Raw genomic sequence first — 12,275 nt, forward strand, 5'->3', positions numbered from 1 at the left:
TAGAAGGGTGGAAAAGCGCCCTTCCGCTCGATGGCCGCCGAAGCAGAAAGCCGACGTTCCGCTTCTTGCTGCTGTCAATGTGACAGCGCGACGAGGCCGAAGGCTCATAGGGTCCGCGCACCCCCGACGTCACCGTTCCTTCCCATCGGCGCTCATCCGCATCGCCCGGCTTCCCAGCGTGGCTCCCGTGACGGCGTCGATGCCGATCGGCTGGATCTCGTGCCCCGCCTCAACATCGACGTAGCGCGCGAGGTTCGCTCCGCAGTTTCGCTGTGCCCAAGCCCCGATCATGAGGAGGACGGGCAGGAAGTCCTGGCCCTTGGCTGTCAGGACGTACTCTTCTCGCGGCGGTCGCTCGGAGTAGAGCCGCTTTTCCAGAAGGCCGTGTTCCGTCAAAGCACCTAGGCGCTTCGTCAACATAGTCGGCGCGATCCCGAGGTTCTTGCGAAACTGATCGAAGCGGCTGAGCCCTGCATGCGCGTCGCGAAGGATGAGAATGCTCCAGGCGTCACCGACCGACTCAAGGCCGCGAGCGACAGGGCATCCGGCAAAGGGCGAAATTTGCTTGTCCATATCTTTTCGGTAGTGACTAGATATCGATTTGATAGTACCGCTTCACACAACGGCAATCCACCCCGACCCGAAAGACGGATTCATGAGCACGGCAAACAAAGGTATCGCTCTCGTCACGGGCGCCTCCTCCGGCATCGGCCTCGTCACGGCGCAGGCACTTTCGAAGGCGGGATACCGAGTGTTCGGGACCAGCCGCAAGGCGCTCGGCAACATGCCCGGCATCACGATGCTCTTCTGCGACGTGACGGACGAGGCATCGGTGGAGGCGCTCATCGCCGAGATTGTCCGCCAAGCGGGACGCATCGACCTCGTCGTCAACAATGCCGGGATTGGCCTGCTGGGCGCTGCCGAGGAGTCGTCGATCGCCCAGGCCCAGCGCCTCTTTGACGTCAACGTCTTCGGAGTCGCCCGCGTGGTCAACGCGGTGCTGCCCATGATGCGAGCTCAAAAGTCCGGCCGAATCGTCAACATGAGCTCGATCCTCGGCCTGATTCCGTCACCCTTCAATGCCTTCTACGCTGCCACCAAGCATGCGGTGGAAGGCTATACGGAGTCCCTCGATCATGAGATCCGCAGGTTCGGCATCCGTGCCGTGCTGGTCGAACCGGGCGTGACGCGCACCTCCTTCGAGGAGAACCTGACGCGCGGCGACCAGCCTATGACGGTCTACGCGGCCGAACGATCGGCCAGCGAGACGCTCATGCGCAAATGGGTCGAGGAGGGGGACGCCCCCGAGATTGTCGCCAAGATGGTCGTGAAGGCAGCAACCAACAAACGTCCGAGACTCCGCTACTCGGCAGGCAAGCAGTCGGGCCTGGTCCGGTCCATGCGTCGCTTCCTGCCAGAACGGGTCGTTGATCGCATCCTGCACAAGGTCAACGATCTAACCTCGTGAATTCCTTCTGCCGCTTACCGCAGGCAAACTGGACGGACGCTTCTGCCCGTCGCTGGCGGCTCGGCACGAAAGGGGCGATGGCGATCAACGGCGGCGGAGTAGGTTGGGCCACAGCGCATCCAAGCAATGTCTTACGCCTTCGAGGGGTGACTGCGAGCTTAAGGGCGCGACAGCGCTGGAGGCCGTCCTGCACGCCATGCAGGCAACCCGTCCGTCCGCAGACTTCATCAACGCAGCCATCTAGGACGCGGAGGAATGACTGCTTACATGCGTTTGTTTGAGGTTCGTTGATGGCATGGTTGGGTCGACAGCGGAGCGGCAGCTTTCCGCTGGATCGCCCGGAAAGCGGACAGGCCGCTTTCGGCCCCCTTCCGCAGATGTCGCTTAACCGTAGAGACCGAGCCAGCGGATCGGTCCGACCGTCAGGATTGGGAAAAGAACGAGGAGGAGGATCGCGACCGTCAGGACCGTCATGGGGGCGAGCGAGCCGCGAATGACGTCCTCCACTCGCATGTTCGCCACCTGCGCCGCCGCGAAGAGGCAGACACCGACAGGCGGCGTGACGAGGCCGAGCGTCAGCGTCATCACCGTCACGATCAGGAAGTGCATTGGGTCGATACCGAGCGAGAGGGCCGAAGGCATCAGCACCGGGATGAGGATGAACATCGCCGGGATCGCCTCCATGAAAATGCCGATCAGGAGCAGGAAGACGAAGATGATGAGCAGCCCGGACACCGGGCCGAAGCTGATCGCGTCAAGCAGCACGGCGACCTTCGACGGCAGGTCCTCGTAGGTGAAGATCCAGGCCGCGACCTGCGAGGTGGCAGCGATGAAGAGGATTGTCCCGGAGATACGGGCGGTCGAGATCAGGATTCCCGGAACGGCGGAGAGCGGGATTGTGCGGTAGACGACGAGCCCGAGGGCGAGCACGTAGACCACAGCAACCGCCGCCGCTTCAGTCGGCGTGAAGATGCCGCTGGCGATGCCGGCCATTAGGATCACCGGCGTCATCATCGGCAGGATGGCCCTGAGGCCGGTCACAAAGACATTGCGCAGGACGAACGGGCTCGGCGGGTTGTAGCCGTAGTGCACGGAATAGAAGTGATTGAACACCATGAATGCGAAGGCGATGAAGAGCCCCGGCACCAGCCCGGCGACGAGGAGGGCGCCGATCGAGACGTTCGCGATGGAGCCGGCTATAACCACGAGGATCGAGGGCGGAATGATGGATGAGAGCGTCGCGGTGCAGAGCGTCATCCCGACGGCGTAGCCCTTGGGAAAGCCGTGTCGCTCCATCGCTTTGATTTCGATCGCGCCGACGGAGGCGATGTCGGCGACCGACGAGCCCGACACGCCGGAGAAGATCACGGACGAGGCGACGTTCACATGGCCAAGGCCGCCCGGCAGCCAGCCGACGAGCGCTTCGGCGAAGTCGAAGATGCGCTCCGCCACGCGCCCTTGCTCCATCACGGCGCCGACCAGGATGAAGAGCGGCACGGCGACCAGCAGGAACGAGTTCATCGAGGAGAACATCGTCTGCGACAGGAGGTCGAGCGGCATGTGGGTGAAGAGGACGAGCGTCAGAACGCTGGCCAGCCCAAGCGCCACCGCGAGCGGCACGCCGACCACGGACATGACGAGAAAGGCGACGAGAAGGAAAAGGCTCATCATGGCTGGACCCTCATGCTGAGGTCGGGGTGGACGGACATGGCTTCGCTGGCCTGGGGCAGGCCGGGCTCGGGCAGCGCGATCAGGTCGTGGCGGTGGCGAACCGAGTCGATGATGGCGAGGATCGCGACGACGGCCGAGACCGGCATGATCAGCCCGATCACCCACATCGGAATGGGAACCGTGGCGGCGGTCTCGCGCATCATGATCTGCTGGCGCACGAGCGTCGTGCCCGTCCAGCCCATCAGGACGAAGAACAGAACCGAGGAGCCGACATAGATCGGCACCGCCAGATGCTGGAATACGCGGCGGCCATAGGCCAGGAACACCACGACGCGGGCGCTTTCGACGGTGCGGAAGCCGGCGGCGAGCCCCAGGAACACCATCCAGACGAAGAGGAAGCGCACGGCCTCCTCCGTCCAGGGCAGGGGATGGCCGAGGAGGCGTCCGGCGACCTGCATCAAGACGACGACGAGGATGCCGAAGCAGGCGAGGCCCGCCGAGACGTCGGCGACGATCCTGACGAGCGCGCCAAGGCTGGGAAGTCGGGAAGACATGGGAAGCTCCGTTCGCAAGACCGGGTGGCCGGAACTCCTGCCGGGCGCGGCCCGGCAGGATGCGCGGGGGCGCGGTTACTTCTTGCCGACGAAGGCGAGCGTCGCGTCGAAGAAGGCTTGATCCTTCACGAGCCCGGCGAACTCGCCATAGAGCCCCTTGGCCACGGTGACGAAAGCCTCGCGCTCGGCTGGCTGAAGCTCGGTGATCTCCATCCCGTTGGTCTTGAGGGTTTCCAGCGACTTGGCGATGTCGGCCGCGTCGTTCTCGGCCTTCCAGGTTTCCGTTTCGACCGCAGCTTCGCGGATGGCGGCCTTGTGCGGCTCGCTCAAGGCCTCGAAGCGCGCGGGATTGAAGCCGACCACCCAGGCGTCGGCGATGTGGTTGCTCATGGTCAGGTGTTTCTGCACCTCGTAGAGCCGCGCGCTGACGGGCACGTTGACCGGGTTCTCCTGCCCGTCGACGACGCCGAGCTGGAGGGCATTGTAGACCTCGGCGAAGGCCATGGGGGTCGGCGCCGCGCCCATGGCACCGAAGAACTTCACCCAGAGCGGGTTGTTCGGAACCCGCAGCTTCAGCCCTTTCACGTCCTCCGGCGTGTGGATCGGGCGCTTCGAGTTCGTGATCTGGCGGAACGGCCGCGACCAGAGATCGATCGCCTCGATGCCGATGTCGGACAGGCCCGTGCGCAGCGTGTCGCCTTGCGTGCCACCGAGATAGGAGCGGAGTTGATCGACATCGTTGAAGAGATAGGGAACGGCGATCGCCGAGAACTTCGGCTCGAACGTCGCATAAAGCGAGGTCGAGAGGATGAGGCCGTCGAGCGAGCCGCCGGCGAGCTGCTTGACCCCGGCCGAGGGGTCGCCGCCATAGAGCGTGCCGTTCGGGAAGACCTTCAGCGTGAGTTCGCCCTTGGTCTTGTCCGAGACGAGCTTGGCGAAGTGGTTGGCCGCCACCGTGATCTCGGACACGTCGGAATCCGGCGTCGACAGGGTGAGCGTCTCGGCACGGGCGAGCGCCGTGCCGCAGAGAAGCATCGCGGCGGCGGCAAGGGTGCCAAGGGTTTTGTGCAGCATATCGGTTCCTCCCGTTTGCATGTCTGTTGCCGCGCGAATCAGCCCCTCCTCGGGCCGTTCACGCGCTTGATTTCGAGGATCAGGGCACTGTGGTCCAGGTCCGCGCCGCCATTGGCCACCATGCCTTCGAACAGGGCGTGCGTCGCGCTGGCGAGCGGCAGGTCGAGTGAGGCCGCGCGGGCCACGTCGAGGGCGGCGCCCGTGTCCTTGATCTGATACTTCGCGGGGCCGCCCGGCTTGAAGTCGCCGGTGACCATGCGCAAACCGTGCTGACGCAGGACGGTGGAATCGGCAAAGCCGCCCAGCAAGGCTTCGCGCACGCGCGCCGGGTCCGCCCCGCCGCTTTCGGCCAGGACGAGAGCCTCCGAGACCGCGCCGATCGTGGTGGCGACGATCAGCTGGTTGCACAGCTTCGTCAGCGAACCGGCGCCCGCCGGCCCGACATGGGTCGGGCGTCCGAGCGGCGCGAAGACCGGCGCGAGGCGATCGACGACCGCCGCCTCGCCCCCCGCCATGATGGCGAGCGTTCCGGCCTGCGCACCCTTCTCGCCACCGGAGACGGGGGCGTCGACATAGGAGAGCCCCATCTCGCGCGCCTTGTCGGCCTGTGCCCGTGCCGTCTGCGGCGGGATCGAGCTCATGACGAGGATCGTCGCGCCCGGCGCGAGGGCGGAGGCCGCTCCCTCGGGCCCGAAGAGAACCTCGTCGCAGACCGGGCCGGAACTCAGCATCGCGACAAGGACGTCGGCTCCCGCAGCCGCCCCTCTCGGCGTCGGGGCGACCGACACGCCGTCGGCCGCCAGACCGCCGGCCTTTTCCGCGCTCCGGTTCCAGGCGGTGACGGGAAACCCCGCCGCCGCCAGGCGCCGCGCCATCGGCGCGCCCATGATGCCGGTGCCGAGAAAGCCGATCCGCAGGCCGCCCGCCTCAGCCATGGGGATGGTGCCGGCTTGCGAAGCGCACCGGCCGCTCCTCCAGGACCAGGGCCGGGAACGCGGCCTGGAAGCGCTTGAGATGCGGCGTCGTCAGATGGTGGTCGAACGCCTCGCGGCTGTCGTAGACCTCGTAGAAGACGACCGCATCCTCCCCGCCCTCGGGACGCACCACGTCGAACTGCCGGCAGCCCGGCTCGTCCGCCACGGAGTGGCGCGCGTCGTCCGCCGCCGCCGCCAGAAAGGCCTCCATGGCGTCCGGCTTCACCCGGAACTCGGCGATGACGACGAAGGCATCGCCCGCGGACGCGCCGGCGACGGTCATTCGGCGGCCGCCGCGACGGATGTCGTCCCGAGCGCGGGGCGGGCCGCGTCCTCCATCTGCCGGCGCAGCGCGACGACGTCGAGATCGTCCACCAGTTCCACATCGTCGAAGCTGACGATCTGGTCGCGCTCGATCGGGCGCTTCAGCTTCACGTGATGCGCGAGGCCGATCGGCAGCGCCTTCAGGGACAGGCTGCGTGTGGCGGGGATGGCGTTGGCCCAGACCGCGTAGCCGCCCTCGCCGTCGAGCAGTTCGCCCGGCTTCATGGCCTTCTTGGCCGTCGCCACCGCGTCGCCCCGGAACTCCTTGGACGAGCCGGTGGCCTCACCGCGCAGCACCGCCGACAGGACGCTGATCGAGGTCTCCAGGCCGATGATGTGGAACGGGCGCCACATGGAGCCGTACCAGCCGGACGGATCGGTCAGGAGGCCATACTGCTTGAAGCAGGCCTTCGCATACTCGTTGTGCGCCTTGATCGTCACGAACACGCCGTAGCGGATGTTGTTGAAGACCTCGCGCCCGTCCGGTTCCTGGCTGGCGGCGATGTCCACGAGGCCCGAGCGCTCCATGCGGCCGCCGTCGGCCATCGGGCGGAAGACGCGGGCGAGGTCGTGAAGGCCCGACGGCGGGAAGGCGAGGCCGTTCTCGGGGCAGTCGAGGCCGGTGCCGTTGGCGACGGCCGCCATCTCGATCGCCGCCTTGGTGCCGTCGGTGAAGGAGTTGTACATCTTCGGGTTGAAGTCGCCGGCCGCGACCTCCTCCTCGGTCCAGCCGAAGAAGCCCCAGACCGTGTCGGGCGTCGAGTAGCGGTAGCGCGGCTCGAAGTTCATGCCCTTGCCGGCGGCCGTCACCTCGAAGCCGGTGGCGCGGGCCCAGTCCACGAGCTCGCAGATCAGCGCCGGCTGGTCGCCGTAGGCCATCGAGTAGACGACGCCCTTCTGACGCGCCTTCTCGGCGAGGATCGGGCCGCACATGACGTCGGCCTCGACATTGACCATGACGACATGCTTGCCGGCTTCGATGGCGGCGAGCGCGTGCCGCGTGCCGGCGATCGGATGGCCGGTCGCCTCGATCACGCACTCGATCTCGTCGCAGGCCAGCATGGCCGCCACATCGTCGGTGACGAACGTCGTTCCCTCGCGCACGGCCTCGCCCGCGCTGGTGGCGGCGTAGCGCTCGGCGGGCCAGCCGACGCGGGCGAACGACTCGCGCGCCTTGCCGACGTTGAGGTCGGCGACCGCCACCATGTGGTAGCCGGCAATGCGCTGGGCCTGGGCGAGCACCATCGAGCCGAACTTGCCGGCGCCGATGAGACCGACGCGCACGGGGCGGCCTTCGGCGGCACGCGCGGCGAGGAGAGAGTAAAGATTCATGCTGGTCCTCGATCGATGTCGATGATGGTGGCGAGCGGGCGCGCGGCCTCGATCCCGGCCGCGCGAGGCCGGCCGGGGAAAGCAGCGATCCGCGCAAAGGCGGCCTGTTCGGAACGGCGCGGCGGGAACCGGCGCGGTCCTGACGAAGGGTTGGGTCTTCTTTGTTCCTCCGCCGGCTGTTGCGCCGGTCTGGTCCGCTCCTCGGTGGAAGCGTTCGAGCCAAGCTAGATCAGAGAGAACGCTTAGCGCAATTTAGTAAGTGGAGCGGAAGCGTTAGAATATCTAACAGATCGGGTGTGCGCCAAGGTCGGCCTGCCACAGGTCGCGCTCATGGCGGATCCATTCCAGAAAACACTGGACGCGCGAGAGATGCAGCTTGTCGCTTGGACAGACGATCCACTGCGTGACGATCGGCTGAGGCTGCGGCGCGTCGAAAACGGGGCAGACGATCCGGCCGGCGCGCCAGTCGCGCCAGAACATGAGATCGCTTTCCAGGGCGACGCCCATGCCGTCGGCGGCGGCGTCGATCGCCATATGCGTGCGGTCGAAGAGGACGCGTCGCCAGCGCAGGTCCGGATCGAGGCCCGCCGCCGCGAACCATTGCGGCCACTGCACCTGCGAGCGGACGGAATGGATCAGGCGATGGCTGACGAGGCTCGCGGCGGGAATGCTCGAGGCGGCAAGAAGGCCAGGCGCTGCGATCGGCCAATGCCGCTCCTCCGCCAGCGCCTCGATATAGAGACCGCGCCATTGCCCGCGCCCATGGCGCAGTTCCACGTCGACGTCCTCGCGCGAAAAGTCGGTCGGCTCGTTCGTGCCGTCGATGCGCAGTTCGAGTTGCGGAAAGGCGTCCACGAAGGAGGACAGGCGCGGCAGCAGCCATTTCGTGGAAAGGCTGGGTGTCGCCCGCACGGTGAGGGTGGTCACGGTGCGATGGCCGCGCAGCCGATCCGTCGCCTGCAGGACCTGTGCAACTTCGCCTGCGATTGAGCCGAAATACGTCTCGCCCGCTTCCGTCAGCTTGACGCCGCGCCCGACCTTCAGAAGCAGGGCGGTACCGACATAGGTCTCCAGAAGCGCCAGTTGCTGGCTGACGGCAGAGGGCGTCACGCCTAATTGCCGAGCGGCGGCGCTCACGCTGCCGGCACTGACCGTCGCGTGGAACGTCGTGATCGCACGAAACGGGATCGCCATGGGCACCTTCCCCTCTCTGGAGGCCGGCTGACCTCATACGCCAGATGGACGAGATGCGAAATCGACATGGTTTAAGAAAAGGCGCTGCGAAGGCGCTGCGAGTGCGGCACCCAATTTATCTGCCACGGCTGAACGCGTATGTCCGCTATCCCACGCATCCGCGGAAAAGCTGCCAGTCAGCTATCGGCCCAACCCCACAGTAGGGTTTACAAATAATTTGGGTTGGAAAGCCGACCCTTAGCGCACGAACGTAGCATCTCAAAATAGGACATTCCGATCCCAACAAATCAACCCAACGGTAACCGTTGTAAGAGGTATAGCTCACAACGTAGTCCGCTTGGCTCGCGCGATGCTGTTTTGCTAACGTTTGTAGGCAATGTTCTTCCTATTCCATCATGTCGAGAAAGCCACCTTGACCGTTCCTACCATACTCACGTCAGCGGTCGTCGAAAACACCCTCGTCATGCCGAGCTTCGAGCGCATCCTCCAGAACCTGTCCCATCCGGTGCTCGCGCTGAGTGCCGAGGGAGACGTGACTTTTGCGAACGCAGCGGCCGAAGCGTCGTTCGGCGGTTGGATCATAGGCCTCAACATACGCGATCTCTTCTGCGGGTTCGCGCTCTCTAGCGTGAGCGCAACGCAGGGGTCTTCCATGATCCTGACGACGAAGCAGGACTCGACTTACGACGCCTTGCTGACCCCGTTGGGCGACGGTCAGTTCGTCGTTGATCTCAGGTTGACGCTCGAGCAGGATGGACCCGCCATCGCTGCAGATCTCGACGACCTGACCGGGCTTGCCAAGCGCAACATGTTCATGTCGCACGTGACCAGAGCTTTGACGAAGAGCGTGGGTTCGAGCGTCGCGGTCCACTGTCTCGATCTCGACCGTTTCAAGATGATCAACGATACGCTGGGCCACGCTATTGGCGACCTTCTTTTGAAGAAGGTCGCGGATCGCCTCTCCAGCGTTTGCCGGAAGGGCGATGTCGTCGGGCGGTTGGGAGGCGACGAATTTGTCGTTCTTCAGATCGGCGTTCATGAACCCGCGGATGCCGAGAAGCTCGCGTCTCGCATGGTTGATCTAATCGGACGGACCTATGTTATCAGTGGCCACACAATCAATATCGGTGTGAGCGTCGGCGTCGCCCTGCGGAGCAATATTGCGCAGGCCCGAGACATGCTCCGCAACGCGGATCTTGCCCTCTACGAGGCCAAGCGTGCCGGTCGCGGCCGGTATCGATTGTTCGAGACCGGAATGGACGACCTTCTGCACAAGCGCCGCGAGATGGAGATCGATCTACGCCGTGCACTTGCGCTGAAGCAGTTCGAGCTGAATTACCAACCCTTCCTGGATCTCGCGAGCAATACCTGCATCGGATTCGAGGCGCTCCTCCGTTGGAAGCACCCAGTGAAGGGCTATATCCCACCGCTGGACTTCATCTCGCTCGCAGAAGAGAACGGCCTGATTGTCAAGATCGGCGAATGGGTGCTCCGGACCGCTTGTCTGGAGGCGGCATCCTGGCCAGGCGAGATGATCGTAGCGGTCAACGTTTCGCCGCTACAATTCAAATCCGACACGCTGCTCGAGACGATAGCGTCGGCACTGGAGAAGGCCAGGTTGCCCGCCCATCGTCTCGAGATCGAAATCACCGAAGGTGCCTTGCTCGACGACACCGACAACGTCTTGAAGACGCTTATTGCCCTTCGCGACATTGGCGTGAAAATTTCGATGGACGACTTTGGGACCGGCTACTCGTCCCTCAGCTACCTCCAGAAGTTTCCGTTCAACAAGATCAAGATCGATCGCTCCTTCGTCGCCAACGCGAACCCCGACAGCGAGGCTATCCTGCGAGCGGTCGCAGGTCTGGGCGCAAGCCTCGGCATGGCGATCACAGCCGAAGGCGTGGAGACCGCCGAGCAGCTCACTCGGATCCGCGACGAGCGCTGCACGCATGTCCAGGGCTACCTGACTGGGCGCCCCATGGCAGCGAACCTTGTCGCAGACTTTTTGAAAAATTCGAACCCAGATTGGAAGAGAGAGTCCCCATGACCCAGAGCCTGTACAGGCTTGTGTATTACAGCCGCAACCACATCTCCAGCGACGATGGCATGTTCGCTGCAAACGTTGATGACATCCTAGCCAAGAGTCGATCCAACAACGTTCGCGATCAAATCACCGGAGCGCTTCTATTCAACGCTGGCTGCTTCGCGCAGGTTTTGGAAGGTCCGCTTGAGAATGTCGAGGCCGCCTTCGAACGTATTCAGCAGGACGACCGGCATGGCGACGTCTCGCTGCTGGCGCTCGATCCCATCAGCCATCGCAGCTTCCCGAACTGGGCGATGGGCTTCGTCGGTACATCAGACGTCGATGCAGAGCGTTTCACCGGCGTCGCCACGGCTAGCGGGTTTGACCCCTCACACCTAAGCGGCGACCAGATCCATACGCTCCTCCGCGACCTTACGATCGAGGAGGAAGCGGCTGCGTAGCAGACGCTCTGCGACCGGAAGATGAACTCGTGTGCGTTAGGTTGGCTGACACGACCGTTCCGCGTATTCGAAGAAACAGGTGCGGAAGGTCCGCTGTCCGCGTTCCGCTTCCTCGAAGCAGACTTTCCGCTTTCGGCCCTTATTATACATCAGCTTGGGTCTCATCGCCTGTCGGCTGCATGTTCGCCAACGCACGATAGACGCTAGTCCGTCCAATCCCTAGGGCCCTTGCGATTTGCGTAGGCCCCTCCCCAGCAGCATGTCGGCGCCGGATCTCGTCGTCCGGCACAGACTTCAAACGTCCGACGCCAGCGTAGATGCCCCTCGCCTTTGCTGCCTCGATCCCGGCGCGCTGGCGTTCCAAGATGAACTTGCGCTCCATCTCAGCCACCATGCCGAGCACCGTGACCACGATGCGTCCGACATCACCCCCGGTGGTGAGCTCTGGATCAAGGATACGTAAGGAAGCACCCTTCTGGTCGAGCTCGTGTACGAGGTTCAAGACGTCTCGTGTTGAACGGCCTAGACGATCGAGACGCACCACGACGAGCTCGTCCCCTTGCCGCAAAAACTGCATGACGGTCGCAAGCTCGGGCCGATCCTCGGCGGACTTGCCCGACATCTTTTCGGAGCGAACCACCTGACAGCCGGCAGCTTTCAGCTTCTTAAGTTGGATGGTGAGGTCCTGATCGGTCGAGGAGACGCGGGCATAGCCAAAACGGGGCATAAGTAGCGTGCTTTCGTACCAAAAGGGTGGCTGGAATGCACCCTCTGTACCAGAACCCAAAGTAGACCGCTATGGTACGACGCCAGGCGTTCCAGCTGATTGCTCCTTAGCGGTATACCTTTTTGGCGCACAGAAGCTTGTGCTCATTAAACCAGCTGGTACCTTAGGCGGCTTCCGGTATGATACCCGAAATGTTCCGTTTATATCGAGATGGGTCATGACGTCGAAAGCGGTGAAGATAGTCGATGGTGGGAAGCTAGTCATACCGGCGCAGTTCCGTCGCGAACTGGGCATCAACGTCGGTGATACGGTCGTGCTAGAAGTGGCCGATGGCGAGCTACGGGTACGCTCACGCTCCTTCGCCCTCGCCAATGCTCGGCGGTTAATGCGGCAGCTCGTCCCGAAAGATGTAAATTTGTCGGACGAGCTCATTGCGGACCGGCGGGCCGAAGCGGACACAGAATAGCAGA

General features: G+C 64.0%; 13 protein-coding genes. 4 read left to right on the plus strand and 9 right to left on the minus strand.

What is annotated here, in order from left to right:
* Window positions 1–129: 129 nt before the first annotated feature.
* A complete protein-coding gene (locus B146_RS0121430; protein ID WP_019998538.1) occupies window positions 130–573 on the minus strand; it encodes a winged helix-turn-helix transcriptional regulator in 444 nt (147 codons plus the stop codon).
* An 82-nt stretch (window positions 574–655) separates the two neighbouring features.
* Here B146_RS0121430 and B146_RS0121435 point away from each other — a divergent pair, with 82 nt between their 5' ends.
* Window positions 656–1,468 carry an oxidoreductase gene (locus tag B146_RS0121435; RefSeq protein ID WP_019998539.1) on the plus strand — a complete coding sequence of 271 codons (813 nt, stop codon included), beginning with the start codon at window positions 656–658 and terminating at the stop codon, window positions 1,466–1,468.
* Window positions 1,469–1,852: 384 nt separating this feature from the next.
* Here the strand turns inward: B146_RS0121435 and B146_RS0121440 are convergent, their stop codons facing one another.
* The 7 genes from B146_RS0121440 to B146_RS0121470 all read right to left on the minus strand — a co-directional run bounded on the left by B146_RS0121440 (window position 1,853) and on the right by B146_RS0121470 (window position 8,591).
* Entirely contained in the window at window positions 1,853–3,136 is a 1,284-nt protein-coding gene (locus tag B146_RS0121440; protein WP_026358838.1) for a TRAP transporter large permease, read from the minus strand.
* Entirely contained in the window at window positions 3,136–3,693 is a 558-nt protein-coding gene (locus B146_RS0121445) for a TRAP transporter small permease (RefSeq protein ID WP_019998541.1), read from the minus strand. The genes B146_RS0121440 and B146_RS0121445 overlap by 1 nt, the downstream gene beginning before the upstream one ends.
* Before the next feature lie 75 nt (window positions 3,694–3,768).
* Window positions 3,769–4,767, minus strand: coding sequence for a DctP family TRAP transporter solute-binding subunit (locus B146_RS0121450; RefSeq protein ID WP_019998542.1), 999 nt, complete (start codon window positions 4,765–4,767; stop codon window positions 3,769–3,771).
* 38 nt (window positions 4,768–4,805) lie between these two features.
* Window positions 4,806–5,702, minus strand: a complete 897-nt coding sequence (locus tag B146_RS0121455; RefSeq protein WP_019998543.1) for an NAD(P)-dependent oxidoreductase — start codon at window positions 5,700–5,702, stop codon at window positions 4,806–4,808.
* The gene (locus B146_RS0121460; RefSeq protein ID WP_019998544.1) at window positions 5,695–6,024 is read right to left on the minus strand and encodes a putative quinol monooxygenase; all 330 of its coding nucleotides are present in this window, start codon (window positions 6,022–6,024) and stop codon (window positions 5,695–5,697) included. Before B146_RS0121460 ends, B146_RS0121455 begins: the two co-directional genes overlap by 8 nt.
* Window positions 6,021–7,397 carry an NAD(P)H-dependent oxidoreductase gene (locus B146_RS0121465; protein WP_019998545.1) on the minus strand — a complete coding sequence of 459 codons (1,377 nt, stop codon included), beginning with the start codon at window positions 7,395–7,397 and terminating at the stop codon, window positions 6,021–6,023. The genes B146_RS0121460 and B146_RS0121465 overlap by 4 nt, the downstream gene beginning before the upstream one ends.
* A gap of 282 nt (window positions 7,398–7,679) precedes the next feature.
* Window positions 7,680–8,591: a LysR substrate-binding domain-containing protein gene (locus B146_RS0121470; protein WP_019998546.1), complete on the minus strand. Its 912-nt coding sequence runs from the start codon at window positions 8,589–8,591 to the stop codon at window positions 7,680–7,682.
* A 376-nt stretch (window positions 8,592–8,967) separates the two neighbouring features.
* Between B146_RS0121470 and B146_RS0121475 the strand changes: the two genes are divergently transcribed.
* Both B146_RS0121475 and B146_RS0121480 read left to right on the plus strand, forming a co-directional pair.
* Window positions 8,968–10,641 carry a putative bifunctional diguanylate cyclase/phosphodiesterase gene (locus tag B146_RS0121475; RefSeq protein ID WP_019998547.1) on the plus strand — a complete coding sequence of 558 codons (1,674 nt, stop codon included), beginning with the start codon at window positions 8,968–8,970 and terminating at the stop codon, window positions 10,639–10,641.
* Window positions 10,638–11,078, plus strand: coding sequence for a BLUF domain-containing protein (locus B146_RS0121480; protein ID WP_019998548.1), 441 nt, complete (start codon window positions 10,638–10,640; stop codon window positions 11,076–11,078). Before B146_RS0121475 ends, B146_RS0121480 begins: the two co-directional genes overlap by 4 nt.
* Before the next feature lie 142 nt (window positions 11,079–11,220).
* Here B146_RS0121480 and B146_RS0121485 read toward each other — a convergent pair whose 3' ends face one another.
* Window positions 11,221–11,805, minus strand: a complete 585-nt coding sequence (locus B146_RS0121485) for a recombinase family protein (protein WP_019998549.1) — start codon at window positions 11,803–11,805, stop codon at window positions 11,221–11,223.
* A 217-nt stretch (window positions 11,806–12,022) separates the two neighbouring features.
* Here B146_RS0121485 and B146_RS30310 point away from each other — a divergent pair, with 217 nt between their 5' ends.
* Complete coding sequence (locus B146_RS30310) at window positions 12,023–12,271, plus strand: AbrB/MazE/SpoVT family DNA-binding domain-containing protein (RefSeq protein WP_019998550.1); 249 nt, start codon at window positions 12,023–12,025, stop codon at window positions 12,269–12,271.
* The last annotated feature ends 4 nt before the right edge of the window (window positions 12,272–12,275 follow it).

The organism is Aureimonas ureilytica DSM 18598 = NBRC 106430 (genome assembly GCF_000382705.1).
GTDB lineage: Bacteria > Pseudomonadota > Alphaproteobacteria > Rhizobiales > Rhizobiaceae > Aureimonas > Aureimonas ureilytica.